The sequence below is a fragment of the Bartonella sp. ML70XJBT.G genome (genome assembly GCF_028618575.1).
Lineage (GTDB): Bacteria > Pseudomonadota > Alphaproteobacteria > Rhizobiales > Rhizobiaceae > Bartonella.
Window position 1 is genome coordinate 95,975 of record NZ_JAQITA010000002.1, and the last position, 19,240, is coordinate 115,214.

15 protein-coding genes are annotated in these 19,240 nt (G+C 41.9%); all 15 read left to right on the forward strand.

The window, feature by feature from the left end; all coding sequences use genetic code 11:
• Positions 1–11: 11 nt before the first annotated feature.
• The 15 genes from PVV64_RS01670 to recN all read left to right on the forward strand — a co-directional run bounded on the left by PVV64_RS01670 (position 12) and on the right by recN (position 19,185).
• Positions 12–1,463 (forward strand): UDP-N-acetylmuramoyl-L-alanyl-D-glutamate--2,6-diaminopimelate ligase, encoded by a 1,452-nt coding sequence (locus PVV64_RS01670; protein WP_273759352.1) that lies wholly within the window; start codon positions 12–14, stop codon positions 1,461–1,463.
• A complete protein-coding gene (locus PVV64_RS01675; RefSeq protein WP_273759354.1) occupies positions 1,460–2,890 on the forward strand; it encodes a UDP-N-acetylmuramoylalanyl-D-glutamyl-2,6-diaminopimelate--D-alanyl-D-alanine ligase in 1,431 nt (476 codons plus the stop codon). Before PVV64_RS01670 ends, PVV64_RS01675 begins: the two co-directional genes overlap by 4 nt.
• Positions 2,891–2,902: 12 nt before the next feature.
• Positions 2,903–3,973 carry a phospho-N-acetylmuramoyl-pentapeptide-transferase gene (mraY, locus tag PVV64_RS01680; protein WP_273759355.1) on the forward strand — a complete coding sequence of 357 codons (1,071 nt, stop codon included), beginning with the start codon at positions 2,903–2,905 and terminating at the stop codon, positions 3,971–3,973.
• Between the two features lie 4 nt (positions 3,974–3,977).
• Complete coding sequence (gene murD, locus PVV64_RS01685; protein WP_273759356.1) at positions 3,978–5,378, forward strand: UDP-N-acetylmuramoyl-L-alanine--D-glutamate ligase; 1,401 nt, start codon at positions 3,978–3,980, stop codon at positions 5,376–5,378.
• A 132-nt stretch (positions 5,379–5,510) separates the two neighbouring features.
• The gene (locus PVV64_RS01690) at positions 5,511–6,665 is read left to right on the forward strand and encodes an FtsW/RodA/SpoVE family cell cycle protein (protein WP_273759442.1); all 1,155 of its coding nucleotides are present in this window, start codon (positions 5,511–5,513) and stop codon (positions 6,663–6,665) included.
• Positions 6,658–7,794, forward strand: coding sequence for an undecaprenyldiphospho-muramoylpentapeptide beta-N-acetylglucosaminyltransferase (murG, locus tag PVV64_RS01695; protein ID WP_273759357.1), 1,137 nt, complete (start codon positions 6,658–6,660; stop codon positions 7,792–7,794). Before PVV64_RS01690 ends, murG begins: the two co-directional genes overlap by 8 nt.
• Positions 7,778–9,205 carry a UDP-N-acetylmuramate--L-alanine ligase gene (gene murC / locus PVV64_RS01700; RefSeq protein WP_273759358.1) on the forward strand — a complete coding sequence of 476 codons (1,428 nt, stop codon included), beginning with the start codon at positions 7,778–7,780 and terminating at the stop codon, positions 9,203–9,205. Before murG ends, murC begins: the two co-directional genes overlap by 17 nt.
• Positions 9,183–10,160, forward strand: coding sequence for a UDP-N-acetylmuramate dehydrogenase (gene murB / locus PVV64_RS01705; protein WP_273759443.1), 978 nt, complete (start codon positions 9,183–9,185; stop codon positions 10,158–10,160). The genes murC and murB overlap by 23 nt, the downstream gene beginning before the upstream one ends.
• Before the next feature lie 241 nt (positions 10,161–10,401).
• Positions 10,402–11,322 (forward strand): D-alanine--D-alanine ligase, encoded by a 921-nt coding sequence (locus PVV64_RS01710; RefSeq protein WP_273759359.1) that lies wholly within the window; start codon positions 10,402–10,404, stop codon positions 11,320–11,322.
• On the forward strand, positions 11,310–12,221 hold the full coding sequence (locus PVV64_RS01715; protein WP_273759360.1) for a cell division protein FtsQ/DivIB: 912 nt from the start codon (positions 11,310–11,312) through the stop codon (positions 12,219–12,221). Before PVV64_RS01710 ends, PVV64_RS01715 begins: the two co-directional genes overlap by 13 nt.
• A complete protein-coding gene (gene ftsA / locus PVV64_RS01720; protein WP_273759361.1) occupies positions 12,218–13,519 on the forward strand; it encodes a cell division protein FtsA in 1,302 nt (433 codons plus the stop codon). The genes PVV64_RS01715 and ftsA overlap by 4 nt, the downstream gene beginning before the upstream one ends.
• 70 nt (positions 13,520–13,589) lie before the next feature.
• Positions 13,590–15,359 (forward strand): cell division protein FtsZ, encoded by a 1,770-nt coding sequence (ftsZ, locus tag PVV64_RS01725; RefSeq protein ID WP_273759363.1) that lies wholly within the window; start codon positions 13,590–13,592, stop codon positions 15,357–15,359.
• Positions 15,360–15,581: 222 nt separating this feature from the next.
• Complete coding sequence (gene lpxC, locus PVV64_RS01730) at positions 15,582–16,454, forward strand: UDP-3-O-acyl-N-acetylglucosamine deacetylase (RefSeq protein WP_273759364.1); 873 nt, start codon at positions 15,582–15,584, stop codon at positions 16,452–16,454.
• A gap of 169 nt (positions 16,455–16,623) precedes the next feature.
• The gene (locus tag PVV64_RS01735) at positions 16,624–17,517 is read left to right on the forward strand and encodes an outer membrane protein assembly factor BamD (RefSeq protein WP_273759365.1); all 894 of its coding nucleotides are present in this window, start codon (positions 16,624–16,626) and stop codon (positions 17,515–17,517) included.
• A gap of 6 nt (positions 17,518–17,523) precedes the next feature.
• The gene (recN, locus tag PVV64_RS01740; protein ID WP_273759366.1) at positions 17,524–19,185 is read left to right on the forward strand and encodes a DNA repair protein RecN; all 1,662 of its coding nucleotides are present in this window, start codon (positions 17,524–17,526) and stop codon (positions 19,183–19,185) included.
• The last annotated feature ends 55 nt before the right edge of the window (positions 19,186–19,240 follow it).

Genomic DNA, 19,240 nt, shown 5'->3' on the forward strand with positions numbered 1-19,240 from the left:
GGGACGTTATCATGTTGTTTGGAACAGTTTTTTCAGAATGTCTTAAAGATGAAAAGCTTTCTTCAATGGAAATAACAGGAATCACTGCAGATTCTCGGCAAGTTTTGCCGGGCTATGTTTTTGTAGCGATTCAAGGAAATCAAGCTGATGGCAAACACTATATCAATGATGCGCTAAAACGTGGTGCACGAGCAATCGTTACAGATTCTCATGTTGTCTATAAGGATTTATCTGTCCCCCTTTTACGTGTTGATAATGTTCGTCATAGTTTAGCGATAGCAGCGGCACGTTTTTATGGTTCTCAACCTGAAACGGTTGTTGCTGTGACAGGGACAAGTGGTAAGACATCCGTTGTCTCTTTCATTCGGCAGATTTGGACTCATGTTGGATTATGTGCCGCAAGTATAGGAACGGTAGGTGTTGTTTCTCCTCATCGGAATGATTACGGTTCTCTTACAACACCCGATCCGGTTATTTTACAACGTCTTCTTTTTGAAATTGCTCATGAGGGTGTTACGCATGCCGCCCTTGAAGCATCTTCGCATGGAATTGATCAAAATCGACTTGATGGGGTCCATTTAACTGCTGGCGCCTTTACTAATTTAGGGCGTGATCATATGGATTATCACACATGCGTAGAGGATTATTTACGTGCTAAAATGAGGCTGTTTGATACACTTTTGCCGGAAGATGCTCCTGCTTTAATTTTTGCCGATGATCTTTATTCGCAAAAGGTTATTGAGACCGTCAAAAAAGCACGCCGTCGTGTTTTAACAGTGGGGCGTAAAGGGCAATTTATCACCATTAATCGTGTTGAGCATCAACGTTCAAAACAGTGTGTTGAATGTCGTGTGGAAAACGATATCTATACATTTGATTTGCCTTTAGCGGGAGATTTTCAGGTGACCAATGCGCTTATGGCGGCGGGACTGGCAATTGCAACAGGTGTTTCGCCTAGTAAGGTGTTTTATTCTTTGGAAAGTTTGCAGGGAGCACCTGGGCGCTTAGAGTTGGTTGGAAAGACAGAAAATAATGCTCCTGTTTATATCGATTATGCGCATAAACCAGAAGCTTTAGAACAGGTATTACTTTCTGTTCGTCCCTTTACGCAAGGACGATTGATCCTTGTTTTTGGTTGCGGTGGTGATCGTGATCAAGGAAAAAGACCCTTGATGGGAAAAATTGCAGAAAATAAAGCTGATATTGTCATTGTAACGGATGATAATCCTCGCACAGAAATACCAGAAAAAATTCGTCAAGGTATTTTACAAGCAGCGCCCAAAGCCATCGAAATAGCAGATCGTGGTGAGGCTATTGCTTATGCAATTGGGTTATTAAAAGCAGGGGATACATTAATCATTGCTGGAAAAGGTCATGAGAATGGTCAAATTATAGGGCAAAAAACATATCCTTTTTCAGATCGCTTGAAAGTGATTGAGGCTTTACAGGAACGGATTAAATGACAGCTTTATGGAATAAACAAGCACTTATTGCTGCAATCGGTGGTTTTGTCGTGGGGCGTTTGCCAGAAACTTTTTCTGGAGTTTCTATTGATACTCGTACTTTAGAAAAAGGTGAGATTTTTTTCTGTATTAAAGGGCATCATCTTGATGGTCATGATTTTGCCTTGCAAGCTTATGAGCGAGGTGCTGGTGTTCTTATTGTTGCGGAAAATCGTTTGGCGGATATGGAAAAAATATCTGCTCCACTCATTGTTGTTCCTGATGTTTTACAAGCCTTAGAAAAACTTGGAAAAGCTGCGCGCGAGCGTTCAAAGGCTAAAATCATTGCGGTAACAGGATCCGTGGGGAAAACAACAACAAAAGAAGCTCTCAAACAAGTGTTGACAACTGTTGGGAGGGTCCACGCTAATCCTGCTTCTTTGAATAATCACTGGGGAGTACCACTTACCTTGGCGCGAATGCCTGAGGAGAGTGATTATGGTATCTTTGAAATTGGTATGAATCATAAGGGTGAAATTCGCCCTCTGGTTCAGTTGGTCCGTCCCCATGTTGTTCTCATTACACATATTTCTGCGGCGCATATGGGTTTCTTTAAAAACCTTGAGGAAATTGCTGATGCAAAAGCTGAAATTTTTGAAGGATTGGATAAGGAGGGGATTGCTGTTTTAAATGCAGATAGTGATTTTTTTTCTTATTTAGTCCAAAAAGCAAAGCAATGTGGTGTGAAAAAAATCTTAAGCTTTGGTGAGACTCAAAACGCTGAGTATCAGGCTCGAGAGATACGTCTTCTCACAGAGAATTCCTCTGTGACTGTCCGTATTTTTGGGCAAGAGAGAGAAATTCAAATCGGAGCTCCTGGACGGCATATTGTACAAAATAGTTTGGCTGTTATTGCTGTTTGTGATGCCCTTGGTGTTGATTTGGAAGCTATTTTGCTTTCTTTAAGCGGTTTTTCTCTTCAAAAGGGGCGTGGTGTTCGTTATCGATTGGCGTTGCCAAGTGGGGGTGAATTTTCTTTCATTGATGAGAGTTATAATGCGAATCCTGCATCTATGCGTGCGGCTCTTGATTTGCTTGCTATAGGGCCGATAGGGAGCTGTGGTCGGCGAATTGCTATTTTGGGTGATATGCTGGAGTTGGGTGCTTATAGTGAAAAATTCCATCGTGATTTAGTCAAGCCAGTCTCTCTGTCTGGTGCTAATCCCGTTTTTTTATTTGGTGAGGCAATGAAGTTTTTGGCCTCTGATCTGTCTGCATCTGTGAAGGTTCACTATGCTGAAAATGCTGAAAAAATTTTACCGCTTATTTTTGCAGAAATTTCCCATGGAGATCTGCTTATGATCAAGTCATCCAATAGTCTTTATTCATCGGATATTGTGAGGGCATTGCTTGATCGCTATAAGGTGGTTTCTCTCTCGTTGAAATAGGTTTTTGATATCATGATGCTGTTTTTATCTTTGCTTAGTGATTGGCTTCCTGGAGTCAATGTTTTTCGTTATATTACTTTTCGCACTATAGCAGCTATGCTTACATCGGGGCTTATTGTGTTTTTGTTTGGTCCTAGCATTATTGCCTCTCTTAAATTGCGGCAGGGAAAAGGGCAGCCCATTCGCGCTGATGGGCCTCAAACGCACTTTAAAAAGGCAGGAACACCTACTATGGGTGGGTTGATGATTTTAACGGGCATTGTGGTATCTGCGCTTTTGTGGTGTAATTTATCAAATATTTATTTTTGGGTATCGCTGTTTGTTATGCTTTGTTTTGGAGCAATCGGCTTTTATGATGATTATCTTAAGGTTACAAAACAAACACATAAAGGATTTTCTGGTAAGTCACGGTTAAGTTTGGAATTTCTTGTTGCGGCAATCGCTGCTTTTACACTCTTACAAGTTGGCTCGTCGGGATTAGCTTTGCCCTTTTTGAAAGAATATTTCATCAATTTAGGATGGTTTTTTATTCCTTTTTCTGCTGTCGTTGTTGTTGCAACGGGTAATGCGGTTAATTTGACGGATGGTCTTGATGGACTTGCTATCGTTCCTGTTATGGTTGCTGCTTTATCTTTTGCTCTGATTGCTTACCTTTCTGGTAATATTAATTTTGCTGATTATTTACAAATTCATTATGTCGCTGGAACAGGTGAATTGGCTGTTTTATTGGGTGCGGTTGTTGGTGCAGGTCTTGGCTTTTTATGGTTTAATGCACCACCTGCGGCTATTTTTATGGGAGATACTGGTTCGTTGGCTCTTGGTGGGCTATTGGGCAGTGTTGCCGTAGCCACCAAGCATGAAATTGTTTTGGCTCTGATTGGTGGACTTTTTGTTCTGGAAGGTTTTTCGGTTGTTATTCAGGTTGGATATTTTAAATTAACCAAGAAGCGTGTGTTTCTCATGGCTCCTATACACCATCATTTTGAGAAAAAAGGATGGACGGAAAGCCAAGTGGTGATACGTTTTTGGATTATTTCGATCGTGCTCGCACTGATTGGTCTTTCAACACTAAAATTGCGGTAAAGCTTTGATTTCTGTTACATGTTATAAGGGAAAAAAAGTTGCTCTGTTTGGATTAGGGCAATCAGGATTAGCCGCGGCACAAGCGTTGATGCGTGGTGGTGCGCAAGTCGTTGCTTGGGATGATAATCTTTCCAGCATACAACAGGCTTTCCAAAAAAATATTCCAACAAGAGATCTTCGTCATGAAGATTGGTCAGAGTTTAGTGCATTGATTTTGGCACCTGGGGTTCCTTTAACGTATCCTAAACCTCATTGGGTTGTGGAAAAAGCACGTCAAGCAGATATAGAAATTATTGGCGATATTGAATTATTTGTGCGTGCACGTCATCGTTTTTTACAGCATTATGGTTTTTGTGATGGGGATGTTCCGTTTATTGCTATTACTGGCACAAATGGAAAGTCGACAACCACGGCCTTGCTTGCGCATTTGTTAGAACAAATGGGTTATGATGTGCAGATGGGTGGAAATATTGGAACAGCAATATTGATGCTTAAGCCATTTGTAAAAAAACGCATTTATGTGATTGAATGTTCATCGTTTCAAATTGATCTTACTCCTTCTCTTCAACCAACCATTGGGCTTTTATTAAATTTAACACCTGATCATATCGATCGCCATGGTAGTTTTGCACATTATGTGCAAACCAAAAGACGTCTTGTTGCTAGAGCATCTCGTGCTTTTATTTCAGTAGATGATGCACCTTGTCAGGCTTTGTATCAACAATTGCTTGATGAAGGTCATCATATTGAAGCCGTTTCCAAGGAACTATTGCTAGAAAATGGTTTTTATGCGGATGAAACTAAGCTCTTTTCTGTTCGTCAAGGGCAGCCTCAGATGTTGGCAGATCTCGCATCTATGACGGCATTGCGCGGTCGTCATAATGCGCAAAATGCTCTTATGGCATTAGCGACATTACAGGCTTTAAAAATAACTGATCCACATATAAATCAGTATTTAGCAAGTTATCAAGGGTTGCCTCATCGTATGCAGCAGGTGCGTCAAATGGGATCAGTTCTCTTTATCAATGATAGCAAGGCAACCAATGCCGATGCAACTGCTCCTGCACTTTCTGCTTTTCATGATATTTTTTGGATTGTTGGGGGACTGCCGAAAGAAGGTGGAATTGATTCTCTTAGAGGATTTTTTCATAAAATTCACAAAGCTTATTTAATTGGCAGTGCAGCAGAAGAATTTGTTGGTGTTATTGGATGTTCTTTTCCTGTTTCAATGAGCTTAACTTTGGAACATGCGGTGCGTGAAGCTGCTGCTGATGCAAGGCTCTGTAAGGCGAAAGAGGTTGTGGTCCTCTTTTCACCGGCTTGTGCAAGTTATGATCAATTTAAAAATTATGAAGAGCGTGGGGACGCATTTGTTTCTTTTGTTATGCAGTTAAAAGAAACATGAATTTTAAAAAAGCCTTTTCACGTTAATACTCCGGAATCTTTTTTTGTGTAATTTAGTTTTTGAAGTGTATGTTACAGGGAGTGGGAACCATATCGCTTTGAAGAGAATTATGACAAAGATAAGGTAGATATGATGGTTACGCGTGCTGATAGAGACCCAATTGCTAATTGGTGGTGGACGATTGATCGCTCTATCTTTGCTGCTTGTTTGATTCTCATGGGAATTGGAATCATGCTCTCTTTTGCTGCAAGTCCCACTATCGCAAAAAAAATCGGTATAGCTGATAGTTTTTATTTTGTACGCTGGCATATCATTTTTAGTATTCCAGCGTTTTTTACAATGATTACGGTTTCTTTTTTCTCGCTTCGTAATATTCGCCGTTTATGTGCTGTTTTGCTTGTTGTAACGCTTGTTCTTATGATTGCAACCTTATTCTTTGGTCCAGAATTAAAGGGAGCGCGGCGTTGGATTCCTCTGTTTGGTTTTTCTGTACAAGCTTCAGAGTTTATGAAGCCGGCTTTTGTGGTGATGTCTGCTTGGCTTTTTTCAGAACAGATACGGCGTAGAGGCCTTCCTGGCTATACCCTTGCTACTGTACTTTATGCTTTTTGTTGTGTGCTTCTTATTTTACAGCCTGATATTGGTCAAACAGTTTTAATCAGTGCAACATGGGGCGGTCTGTTTTTTGTGGCTGGTGTGCCTCTTAGTGTTATTTTTCTTTTTGTCATTTTAGGACTGTTAGGAATTGTTTTTGCCTATTTTTCTCTGCATCATGTACGTGAACGTATCAATGGTTTTTTGACAGGTGAAGGAGATACCTTTCAGGTGGATGTCGGACGTGAGGCTATTTTGAATGGTGGTTGGTTTGGGCAAGGACCAGGAGAGGGAACAGTAAAAAGGATCATTCCTGATAGCCATACAGATTTTGTGTTTTCGGTTGCTGCTGAAGAATACGGTATTATCCTTTGTCTTTTCATTATGATGCTTTTTGGCTTTATCGTTATGCGTTCGCTATATATAGCAATGAATACGCGTGATTCATTTATACGTCTTGGTATTACGGGCATAGCGATGATGATTGGCTTTCAATCAGCGATTAATATGGCTGTTAATCTTCATTTAATACCTCCCAAAGGTATGACATTGCCGTTTATTTCTTATGGTGGTTCCTCTATGGTGGCGATTGCCTTTTCAATGGGGATTTTGCTCAGTTTAACACGTCGTTGGCCAGAAGCACGCCTTTCAGCTTTTTCTTCTCCTTCTATTTTGGATACTGCTTATGAGTGATAAAAAAGTTGTTATTTTGGTGGCTGGTGGTACAGGAGGACATCTTTTCCCTGCCGAAGCTCTTGCTGTTGAATTAAGACAGCGTGGATATGATGTTCATTTGGCAACAGATGGAAGGGCTCAAGGTTTTGTACGCTGCTTTGATGAAGAGCACACACATATTATTTCATCGGCAACATTTACACGACGCCATCCTTTTGCATTGATAAAAACATTTTGGACTTTGTTACGGGGAATGGGGCAATCTTTGCTGCTTTTTTATAAACTGCGTCCTGTTCTTGTCGGTGGATTTGGAGGCTATCCTAGTTTTCCTCCTGTTGTTGTTGCTGCTTTCATGCGGCGGGTCACATTTATTCATGAACAGAATGCCGTTATGGGACGTGCTAATCGGGCGTTGGCACGTTTTGTGCGTGCAATAGCTGGTGGTTTGTTATCGCAAAATAATACTTACGCTCATAAAACATTTTTGACGGGGAACCCCGTGCGTGAGGCTGTTCTTAAAGCAGCAGAAGTCCCTTATCATCCTTCTGCAAATGAAGACCCTTTTCATTTATTGGTTTTTGGTGGAAGCCAAGGAGCTTCTGCTTTTTCACGAATTGTTCCTGAAGCAATTGCTTTGTTGGAGGAGGGGATACGTAAACGCTTACGCATTGTTCAGCAAGTTCGAGGTGAAGCTGAAGAATTAATAAAAACCTATCATGAGATGGGTGTACAAGCAGAAGTTGCACCTTTTTTTGATGATATGGCTGAGCGTATGGCACGGTCTCATTTCATTTTATCACGTGCTGGTGCTTCATCTGTTTGTGAAATAGCTGTTATTGGTCGGCCTGCTTTGCTTATTCCCTATCCCCATGCTTTAGATCATGATCAGGCGGCAAATGCAGCTTTGCTTGCGCGTGTGGGGGGGGCTCAAATTGTATCAGAAAAAGATTTGAACGCACAAAGACTTGCTGCTCTCTTAACGGAAGCCTGTTGTACGCCGTATTTATTAGAAAAGCAGGCGCTTGCTGCAAAAAAAGTTGGACAACCTCGTGCAACTATTCGCCTTGCTGATATAGCTGAAGCATTGATTGCAGGGCGATCAGTATCAGATATAAAAGAGGAGTTTTTTGATGAAAATGCCGCTTAATATAGGTGTGATCCATTTTGTTGGAATCGGTGGTATTGGCATGAGTGGAATTGCGGAGGTTTTTCATAATTTTGGCTATCAAGTTCAAGGATCAGATCAGGTTGATAGCGCAAATGTAGAGCGTTTACGGAAAAAAGGAATTACTATTCATATCGGTCATCATCCTAAAAATTTAGGGAATGCAGAGGTTGTTGTATTTTCTACAGCCATTAAAAAAACAAATCCTGAATATATTGCTGCGAAAGAACGGCATTTACCACTGGTGAGGCGTGCAGAAATGCTCGCGGAGCTGATGCGTTTTCGTCGGGCAATTGCTGTTGGAGGTACACATGGTAAAACGACAACCACATCCATGATAGCAGCGCTTCTTGATGCTGGTCGTTTTGATCCAGTCGTCATTAATGGTGGTATTATTAATGCTTATGGCACCAATGCTCGTATGGGGGAGGGTGATTGGATGGTTGTTGAGGCGGATGAGAGTGACGGTACATTTTTAAAATTGCCTGCTGATATTGCGGTTATTACCAATATTGATGCTGAGCATTTGGATCATTATGGAAATTTTGCGGCTCTGCGTCAGGCTTTCCGGAAGTTTATAGAAAATGTTCCTTTTTATGGCTTTGCTGTTTTATGCCTTGACCATCCAGAGGTTCAATCGTTGGCTAGCCGTATTGATGATCGTTGGGTGATTACTTATGGCGCAAATCCACAAGCAGATGTCCGTTTTTTTAATCTTTCGATGGATGGTCAAAAAACGCATTTTGATGTTCTTATTCGTTCACGCAAGACAGGGAAAAAGACTGAGTTGAAAAATTTGACTTTGCCTATGTCTGGGCAGCATAATGTTTCTAATGCAACGGCGGCAATTGCTATTGCTCATGAACTTGGTATTGCAAATGAAGCTATAAAAAAAGGACTCGCAGAGTTTGCTGGAGTAAAACGGCGTTTTACGCAAACAGGAAGTTGGCATGGCGTTGAAATATTTGATGATTATGGGCATCATCCTGTTGAAATAAAGGCTGTTTTACGTGCTGCGCGTGAGAGTGCAAAAGGGCGCGTGGTTGCCATTGCACAACCTCATCGTTATTCACGTTTGTCTCATTTATTTGATGATTTTGCTGCTTGTTTTAATGATGCAGATACAGTGCTCATTGCACCCGTGTATGCAGCTGGTGAAGAGCCAATTGCTGGTTTTGGTGCTAGAGAATTGGTAGAACATATTAAAATGGCTGGTCATCGTGATGTGCGTTTGATTCACGGTCTGGAAGATGTTGTTTCTTTTGTCTCTACATTTGCACAGTCTGGGGATTATGTTGTTTTTCTTGGTGCTGGCAATATCACACAATGGGCTTGTGCGTTGCCTCATCAGTTGGCGGTACTTGATGGAAATGATGAACTTTCAACAGATTGATGGTGAAGCGCTGTTCGCGCGATTGCAACCGCTGCTTTGCGGAGTCAAAGGAAAAATTACGCCTAATATGGATATGCGTAAGGTGACGTGGTTTCGCACAGGTGGTCTGGCAGAGCTTTTTTATCAGCCTGCTGACGAAGCAGATTTAGCCTTTTTCTTGCAAAATTTGCCTGAATCTATTCCTGTAACAATTGTAGGGATTGGTTCTAATCTTTTGGTGCGTGATGGAGGGATTCCTGGCGTTGTTATTCGTCTTTCAGCCAAAGGTTTCGGGCAAATACGACAAGTTTCTGCAAAGCGTTTTTTTGTTGGTGCTGCTAGCGCGGATAAACATTTAGCAGTAGCAGCACTAGAAGCTGAGGTTGCGGGTTTTCATTTTTATTATGGTATTCCTGGTGGTCTTGGAGGGGCGCTCAAAATGAATGCAGGAGCGAATGGTGTGGAAACCGCTGCTCGTGTTGTCGAAGTCTATGCATTCGATCGGAGAGGACAGCGTCATATTTTAAGTCTCAAGGATATGCACTATTCTTATCGTCATTGTATCGTTCCTGAAGATCTGATTTTTACCGCTGCTTTGTTGGAAGGTGAACTAGGAAAGCACGATAATATTCGAGCTGCTATGGATGAAGTTGTACTGCATCGAGAAACAGTACAGCCCGTTCGCGAAAAAACCGGTGGTTCAACTTTTAGAAATCCTGAAAATACATCTGCATGGCGTGTTATTGATCAAGCAGGATGCCGTGGTTTGCAGATCGGTGGAGCTCAGATGAGTGAAATGCACTGTAATTTTATGATCAATACTGGGCAAGCAACAGGTTATGATCTTGAAGCTTTAGGAGAGACAGTGCGTGCTCGTGTTTTTGCTCATTCAGCCCACCTTTTACAGTGGGAAATACAACGTATTGGTCAATTTGAACAAGGACGTATTGTTCCCTCTTTTGACCCGTTTCATTAATTGATTCAGTGTATAAAAAAATTGGTCATAAAAAATTGAGTCATTTCAAAGAGATAATGAAAAAAATCCATTAAGAATCAATAAATTAACAAAGAAACTCTTGCGTCATGCGCCTCAGTCTGATTCATTATGAAAAATGCTAGGCTATTGATTCGCAAGGATAAATCTTAGCATTTCCCGTATATGGTGTTAGTGGTTTTTATGTAGTCTATATCTAGTAGACATAAGAGGGCGAGTTGTTATGAAAGATGAGCATATAGCTGTATTAATGGGGGGGATTTCTTCTGAACGGTCTGTAAGCTTATCTTCAGGTAATGCTTGCGCTGATGTTCTTGAAGCACAAGGGTATCGCGTGAGTCGGGTGGATGTCGATAGCCATATCGCTTCTATTCTTGAACAATTGCAACCTGATATCGCTTTCAATGCATTACATGGTTTATTTGGTGAAGATGGTTGCATTCAGGGAATTCTTGAATATTTAAAAATTCCCTATACGCATTCTGGAGTGATGGCATCTGCATTGGCGATGGATAAGGGGCGTGCAAAAATTATTGCTGCAAGCGTTGGGATTTCGGTTGCACCTTCTGTTGTTATGAATCGTTTTGCTATTGGGGGAGCACATCCTATGGAACCTCCTTATGTGGTTAAGCCGGTATGTGAAGGGTCGAGTTTTGGGGTTGTGATTGTAAAGGAAAATGAGCCTTCACCACCACGGCATGTTGTAACGACTGAGTGGAATTATGCAGATGAGGTGATGGTTGAAAAATATATTCCTGGTCGTGAACTTGCTTGTGCTGTTTTGGGAAATGAAGTGCTGGATGTTTGTGAAATTCTTCCTGATCCGCATTTTCAATTCTATAATTATGAATCAAAATATAAGATTGGTGGTTCTCTTCATATTTGTCCTGCACAACTTTCATCAAATATTTACCAAAATGTGCAAAGAATGTCTTTAGCAGCACATCAGGCGATAGGTTGTCGAGGCGTTAGTCGTTCTGATTTTCGTTTTAATGAGGAAACGGGAGAATTGGTTTGGCTTGAAATTAATACTCAGCCCGGTATGACATGTACTTCTCTTGTTCCTGATATTGCAAAAGCAAGTGGTCGTACTTACGGCGATATTGTTCAGTGGATGGTGGAGGACGCGTCATGTATGCGTTGAATGTTAATAAAATAAATGTTCCGATGGAGGTGCCGTTAGTGCCAGCTTTGCCACGACTATATCGTCGCTTTCTTCGGTTTATGTTTGAGTTTTTCTTTATTAATATTCATGTTCCACGCCATTTTGGCTCTTTTGCTGTTGTCTTATTTTTCTTTGTTACGGTGCTTTATGGGCTTTCATCAAGTGGTCAGATGGGAATGGTGATGAAGGCAGCTGTGTCGGATGTTGGTTTCGTGGTTACCGATGTCGATATCAGTGGTAATAAACGTTTAGAAAAACAGGAAATTTTAAAAATTTTAGAACTTGAAGCTGCGCAATCTATCTTCGCTCTTAATGTTGATAGAGCGCGTTCTCTTTTAGAAAAACAGCCTTGGATTCAATCTGCGAATATTCAGAAGATTTATCCTAATCGCGTGCGTATTTCTCTCGTGGAGCGTGAACCTTATGCCATTTGGCAGCATGATGGCATGATGGATGTTGTTGATAGTACAGGCCGCGTTATTGTGCCCTTTCAAGGGGGAAATGTTCGGGATTTGCCTCTCGTCGTTGGTCAGGGGGCGCAAAATTCTGCTAAAATGTTTCTTCAAGCACTGTCCGTATATCCGGAAGTTTACAATCGTGTTCGTGCTTTTGTGCGGGTGGGTGATCGGCGTTGGGATCTTGTCTTGGATAATGGAGTACGTGTTATGTTGCCTGAAAAGGGCGCACTTGAACGACTTTCTTCTTTGATGAAGACAGGTGCAGTGCAAGATCTTTTTTCTCGTGATGTTCTCAGGATTGATCTGCGTCTTTTTGACCGTGTTACAGTTTCTTTGTCAGACGAAGCGTTGGAGCGTCGTCGTGCTGCTGTGGCAGAAGAAGAGCGTATTTTAAAAGCACGAAAGACAGGGAGCCTATGATGTTACTCAGGTCACACCATCTGGGGGGACGTAAAACACGTTTTTTAACGGTTCTTGATGTTGGCTCAAGTAAGATTGTTTGTCTTATTGCTTGTTTGCGTCCTTTGAAGCATGCGCATTATTTACATGGTCGTACACACTCTATGGAAATTTTAGGCTTTGGAGTGCAACGTTCGCGCGGTATCAAATCCGGTGTTGTAATGGATATGTTTGCAGCAGAGCAATCTATAAGATTAGCAGTTGATGCAGCAGAAAAAATGGCTGGTTTGGTGGTGGATTCGGTGATTGTCAATTTTTCTTCAAGCCGGTTACAAAGTGCTCTTATCAACGGTATGGTACGTTTAAATGGCCGTGAAGTAACGCAGCGTGATGTGCGTGTGGCGTTTTCAGATGTTTCACGCAAGGCTTTTGATGCTGAGCGTCATATTATGCATTCAGTTCCGGTTTCTTATGTTTTGGATGGAGATAAAGGCATTTCTGATCCTGTTGGAATGACGGGGGAAACATTTGGTGTGGATGTGCATGTGGTGACAGCAGAAACTGCGCCTTTGCGTAATTTAGAAACTTGCATTAATCGCGCGCATTTGAGTGTCGAAGCAATGGTTGCAACGCCCTTTGCAAGTGGTCTTGCTGTGTTGATGAATGAGGAGGCGCATTTAGGGGCGGCATGTATTGATTTTGGTGGTGGAACAACAACATTTTCAGTGTTTTTCGAGGGAAAGTTTGTTCATGCGGATGCTTTAGCCGTTGGTGGAAATCATGTGACTCTTGATGTCGCGCGTGGATTCTCTATGTCTCTTACAGAGGCAGAACGTTTAAAAGTTGTCTATGGTTCAGCGCTTCCGTCAAGTGCTGATGAGCAACATATGATTAATGTGGCGGAGATAGGGAGCGAACAGCGTGAAACGCAATATCCTCGTGCTGTTCTTGGTCGTATCATTCGTGCACGTGTTGAAGAAATCTTAGAGATGGTACGTGATTGTTTAAATCGTTCTGGTTTTGCTCACATTATTGGTAAGCGTGTCATTTTAACTGGCGGTGCAAGCCAATTAACAGGATTGCCAGAGATGGCACGTACTATTTTGGGAAGAAATGTTCGTATTGGGCGGCCTTTGGGTATTTCGAGGCTTCCTTCCCTTGCAAAAGGGGCGGCGTTTACATCTGCTGTTGGATTGTTAATTTATCCACAATTGGTGGGCTTTGAAGAAAAAACAATGAAGACTGCAGTGAATCATTTATCGGTGGGCACGCGTGGGTATTTACAGCGTGTTGGTCAGTGGTTGCGTGAGAGTTTTTAGTTAAGTTTGTTGTATAGGAAGTTAAATTTCATCGCTTGGGCTGGCGATGTCTTATGGGAAGGAAAAGGAAATGACGATTAATCTGCATCGGCCAGATATCGCGGAATTAAAGCCACGTATTACCGTTTTTGGTGTTGGCGGTGGTGGCGGGAATGCCGTGAATAATATGATTAATGCTGGTCTTCAGGGAGTTGATTTTGTTGTTGCGAATACAGATGCGCAGGCTTTGGCTATGTCAAAGGCGGAACGCGTTATCCAACTTGGTGCGGCAGTCACAGAAGGATTAGGGGCTGGTGCTTTGCCAGAAGTGGGGCAAGCGGCTGCAGAAGAATGTATTGATGAAATTATCGATCATCTGGCAGATTCCCATATGGTTTTTATTACTGCTGGTATGGGTGGAGGTACCGGAACAGGGGCGGCGCCTGTTGTGGCTCGCGCTGCGCGTGAAAAAGGTATTTTAACTGTTGGTGTGGTGACAAAGCCATTTCAGTTTGAAGGTGCACGCCGTATGAAAACGGCAGAGGCTGGTATTGAAGAATTACAAAAGTCTGTTGATACATTAATTGTTATTCCTAATCAGAACCTTTTCCGTATCGCCGATGAAAAGACAACCTTTGCTGATGCTTTTGCTATGGCTGATCAAGTGCTTTATTCTGGTGTTGCTTCCATTACAGATCTCATGATTAAAGAGGGACTTATTAATCTTGATTTTGCGGATGTTCGTTCTGTTATGCACGAAATGGGTCGAGCGATGATGGGAACTGGTGAGGCGTCTGGTGAAGGTCGTGCTTTGAATGCTGCTGAAGCGGCTATTGCAAACCCACTGTTGGATGATACTTCTATGCGTGGTGCTCGTGGCTTGCTCATTTCTATTACGGGTGGTCGTGATATGACGCTCTTTGAAGTTGATGAGGCTGCTAATCGTATTCGCGAAGAAGTGGATGCGGATGCAAATGTTATCTTTGGTGCTATTGACGATGAGTCCTTAGAGGGTGTTATTCGTGTATCCGTGGTTGCAACGGGTATTGATCGTGAGATGAGTGATGTGATTCAATCTTCTCATCCTCAAAGTCACAGACCAGCAGCTCCAATTCGCAAAAGTGATCCCAGCATGGCGCAGAGTTCTTTTCATGTTCCGTCACCTCCATTGCGTTCTGAGTCAATGGTAGAGGTGATCGAAGCACTTGAAATAGAAAAAGGTAAATCGACAGGGGAACAGTTTCGTCCTAAAAGTCAGATTTTTGCACAACCTGCAGATGCTGTTGCTGTACGGAATGCAAGCGCTGCTTCCTATGGATCGAGTTCTGTACATGGGCAGATGGCAAATGCGCCACGTATGCAAGTAAGCCGTGGTTCTCAGCAGTCTGTGGTTGCTCCAGTGAGTATGGAGGCTACAGCACATGTCCTTGATGAGATGGCAGATGTTGTACAGCAGAAAGAGAAGCAAGTGCAACAAAGACAAGCACAACAGATGCAAGCACGTCCACCTATGCGTATGCCTGAATTAAAGGATTTTCCTCCTGTTGCGCATAGTCAACAGGGGAGCGCAGCAGCTAGCGAACAGGGGCCTCGCAATCTTTGGCAGCGTTTGAAACAAAGTTTAACACATCGTGAGGAAGCTGAACCAGAAGCTCGATTGGAGCCTGCTGTAAATTCTTCTCAGCAGCAAGAAACGCAGGTTTATAATAAAAATTCTCGGGCGCTTTCTCAAGATGCTTCTGTTTATGTTCCACGTCGTTCTGGTGCGTTGCATCCCCATGTGCCGGAAGATCAGCGTAATTTTATCAATGAAGAGGATCAGTTGGAAATACCAGCGTTTTTACGTCGTCAGGTCAATTAATGGGCTAAAAGTGAAGAAAAGAGTTTTTTCACCTCTTCTGTAAAAGCGGAAAAGTAAAGTATAAAAGCTTTGGGGGGTAAAATATACTAGACTTTTGAAAAAATGTTCTGTTTTTTATGAACCCGCTTAGTAATAAGTGGGTTCATAATTTGCTATGAATATCATTTTTATCGTTTTATAAATATTTTTTACGTTTCTAAACAATATTTATAAAGTGCTATCATGATGTTGGTACAAAAATATCAGTCTACTCTTAAAAAAGCTGTGACATTTAAGGGATATGGTGTTCATAGTGGGTGTTTATCTGTGGTGAAAGTTTGTCCGGCTCATGTGGGAAATGGTATTGTTTTTAAGCGTTGTGGATTAGATGGAAAAGAACAGATATTTCAAGCACATGCATCGCAAATAGGAGCGACTGAATTATCAACAGTGCTTGGGCATGGAGAGTTTAGAATTGAAACGATTGAACATTTGATGGCTGCAATCGTTGCTTACAATTTGGATAATCTCATTATTGAAGTGTCGAGTTATGAGATCCCTATTTTGGATGGAGCTGCTTGGCAATATTGTCAAGCTTTTGAAGAAGTTGGCATTGTACAGCAAAATGCTTTGCGTTGTTATTTCATTATAAAAAAGCCACTGCGGATTGAAGGAGCTCATGGTATGGCAGAGTTTTTGCCATTTGATGGGCGTCGTTTCGATATAACAATCTCTTTTCCTTCTTCTGTTATTGGAAATCAACATTTCAATTTTGATCTTACCACAAAAGGGTTTCGAGATGAGTTGTCACGTGCCCGTACTTTTGGTTTTGTCAAAGACGTGGAAAAATTATGGAGTTCTGGAAAGGGGTTAGGCGCTTCGTTAGAAAATTCTCTTATCATCGATCTTGATGATAAAATCATGAATTCAGATGGTCCTTATTGGCAAGATGAATGTGTACGGCACAAAATGCTTGATGCGATTGGTGATACGGCTTTACTTGGCGCGCCTTTTATTGGATTATTTCGTTCCTATTGTAGTGGACATAGGATGAATTCGCAATTGGTGAAGGCTGTTTTAGCAGACGAATCATGCTATGAAGAAAGCTACTTATAGGGTGGGACAAAAAAATTGAAAAGATTTCCTTAAAGTCTGTTTGATTTTTAAGGGGATGATCCGTTTTAAGCTGCTAAATTGGTTAGTGGATTCTCAAGTGATATGGTATAAGAACTTCTCATAAACAATTTTTGCTACAAGGTGATATTCTCTGGAGGCCGGAAGAACTATGATAAAATCTTATGTATGTATTGAAAATATGGCATATAGGAAATCTAACATTGTATGCAAGGTATTGGGGGTGATGCTTTTGGGGAGCACCTGCATGTTAGCGGGTTGTTTATTTAAAGAGAAAAATACCCTTGATCCATCTGCGTATGTTTTAAAAATGGATCCACCAGATGTTCTCTATAATCAGGCACTCGCAAGCCTTGAGAATGGAAAACTTAGCGATGCGTCGAAAAAGTTTCTTACCATTGAAAAGCAGTATGCTTATACGGATTTTGGGCGTAAAGCCTTAGTGATGGGTGCTTTTACAAATTATCGACTCGGCAAATATGATGATTCAATTAGTATGGCTCAGCGCTATATTACGCTTTACCCAGGGTCAGATGATTCTGCTTATGCTTATTATATTATAGGTCTTTCTTCTTTCCGTCGGATTCCTGATGTTACACGAGATCAGCGCGATACAAAACGTGCTATTGCTGCTATGCAGCTTCTCATAGAGCGTTATCCAAATTCTGAATATGTCAAGGATGCTCAAGACAAAATACGTTTTGGGCGAGAACAGTTGGCTGGTAAAGAGATGCAGGTTGGTCGTTATTATGAAGAAGGACGGCGTTATCTTGCAGCAAGTAGGAGATTTCGTACAGTTGTTGAGGAGTATTCCGATACAAATCAGGTTGAAGAGGCACTTTTTCGCTTAACAGAAGTGAATCTTGCTCTTGGTTTGACAACAGAAGCACAGACAGCAGCGGCTATTTTAGGACGTAATTATCCAAAAAGTGAGTGGTATAAATTTGCTTATAATTTGTTGCACAAGAATAGCATATCGCCACAGGAGCATAAATCTTCTTGGATCTCACGTGCTTTAGGTGGTGAGAAGAATAGGGTACGTTGATTCTCTATGCTGGTACAGCTTTCGGTTCATAATATTGTTTTGATCGAAACGCTTGATGTTCATTTTACAGCCGGTTTGTCTGTTTTAACTGGAGAAACGGGTGCTGGAAAGTCTATTTTACTAGATGCTTTATCGTTAGCTCTGGGCGGACGTGGTGATGCCTCTCTGGTGCGTCATGGTGCTGCTCACGGGCAGGTGACGGCTGTCTTTGATGTCCCTGTTTTGCATCCTGTGCGTCAGTTGATTCGTGAAAATGGTTTTGATGATGAAGGCGATATTATTTTACGGCGTGTGCAATCGAGTGATGGTCGTAGTCGTGGCTTTATCAATGATCAGATAGCCAGTGTTGCTTTGATGCGTAATATTGGACGTCAGTTGGTTGAAATCCATGGTCAGCATGATGATCGCGCGCTTGTTGATGTTGCCACACATCGTCAATTATTAGATGCCTTTGGTGGGCTTGAGGATGAGACAGAAAATGTGCGGCAATGTTATAGGGTATGGCATGAATGTGAAGAGCGTTTGCAGCAACAGCGTCTTAAAATAGAAAATGCAATGCGCGAGGCTGAATATCTTCGCTCTTGTGTGGAAGAACTTGAAAAGCTTGATTTTCAAGTTGGTGAAGAGGAATCTCTCTCTCTTCGGCGCGCAGATATGCTTAAATTGGAAAAAATAGCCACGGATATTAAGGAAGCTGATGATCTTTTAAGTGGTCAAAAATCACCAATTCCTGTCCTTTCCAATTTGGTGAGGCGTTTGGAACGCAAAATTCATGAGGCAGAAGAACTTATTGCTCCTGTGGTAAAATCTCTTGATGAGGCATTGTGTGCACTTGCAACAGCACAAGAAGGAATCGAGGCGGCAGTGCGGGCATTGGATTTTGAACCAGATGAATTGGAACGGATAGAAGAACGTCTTTTTGCCCTTCGTGGTTTTGCTCGCAAATATCAGGTTTCTGCCGATGAATTGGTGCAGTTGCGCGATAAAATGAATGCTGAACTTGCTGATTTTGAAGAGGCGCAAATCACATTAGCACGTTTTGAAGATGAGGCGGGGCAAGCAAAAAAAAATTATGATACATTCGCACAAGCCTTATCAATAAAGCGTCGAGAAGTGGCAAAGCACTTGTCTGCAAGTGTTATGGCAGAGCTGCCAGCATTGAAATTAGAAAAGGCAGAATTTATTGTTGAAATGCAAAGTGATGTTGAAAGACGAAGTGCAGAAGGGATAGACCGTATTGAATATTTTGTTCGGACCAATCCTGGAACACGTGCTGGGCCAATGTTGAGTGTTGCTTCTGGTGGTGAGTTATCTCGTTTTTTATTGGCATTAAAAGTTGTGTTATCCGATCGTGGGTCGGCTCCTACACTGATTTTTGATGAAATTGATACAGGTGTGGGGGGAGCTGTTGCCGCAGCTATTGGGCAACGGTTGCAACGTTTATCGGAAAGAATTCAGGTTTTTGCTATTACACATGCACCCCAAGTCGCATCAAAAGCGCATAGTCATTTTCTTATCTCGAAGATGGAAAATGATGATAAAGGCTGTTTTGTGACAGCTATTCATAAAATGGAAGAGCATGAACGTGCAGAAGAAATTGCTCGTATGTTGGCAGGAGAACAGATTACTGAAGAAGCGCGTGCAGCTGCTCAAAAGCTTCTCGCATAAAGACTTGAGTCATAAAAGATTGCTTATCCATGAACTCATGAGAAAGCACGTGCTT

Coding starts and splice junctions, on each gene's coding strand:
- PVV64_RS01670 (WP_273759352.1), top strand. CDS start 12: ATGTTGTTTGGAACAGTTTTTTCAGAATGTCTTAAAGATGAAAAGCTT.
- PVV64_RS01675 (WP_273759354.1), top strand. CDS start 1,460: ATGACAGCTTTATGGAATAAACAAGCACTTATTGCTGCAATCGGTGGT.
- mraY (WP_273759355.1), top strand. CDS start 2,903: ATGATGCTGTTTTTATCTTTGCTTAGTGATTGGCTTCCTGGAGTCAAT.
- PVV64_RS01690 (WP_273759442.1), top strand. CDS start 5,511: ATGGTTACGCGTGCTGATAGAGACCCAATTGCTAATTGGTGGTGGACG.
- murG (WP_273759357.1), top strand. CDS start 6,658: ATGAGTGATAAAAAAGTTGTTATTTTGGTGGCTGGTGGTACAGGAGGA.
- murC (WP_273759358.1), top strand. CDS start 7,778: ATGAAAATGCCGCTTAATATAGGTGTGATCCATTTTGTTGGAATCGGT.
- murB (WP_273759443.1), top strand. CDS start 9,183: ATGATGAACTTTCAACAGATTGATGGTGAAGCGCTGTTCGCGCGATTG.
- PVV64_RS01710 (WP_273759359.1), top strand. CDS start 10,402: ATGAAAGATGAGCATATAGCTGTATTAATGGGGGGGATTTCTTCTGAA.
- PVV64_RS01715 (WP_273759360.1), top strand. CDS start 11,310: ATGTATGCGTTGAATGTTAATAAAATAAATGTTCCGATGGAGGTGCCG.
- ftsA (WP_273759361.1), top strand. CDS start 12,218: ATGATGTTACTCAGGTCACACCATCTGGGGGGACGTAAAACACGTTTT.
- ftsZ (WP_273759363.1), top strand. CDS start 13,590: ATGACGATTAATCTGCATCGGCCAGATATCGCGGAATTAAAGCCACGT.
- lpxC (WP_273759364.1), top strand. CDS start 15,582: ATGATGTTGGTACAAAAATATCAGTCTACTCTTAAAAAAGCTGTGACA.
- PVV64_RS01735 (WP_273759365.1), top strand. CDS start 16,624: ATGATAAAATCTTATGTATGTATTGAAAATATGGCATATAGGAAATCT.
- recN (WP_273759366.1), top strand. CDS start 17,524: ATGCTGGTACAGCTTTCGGTTCATAATATTGTTTTGATCGAAACGCTT.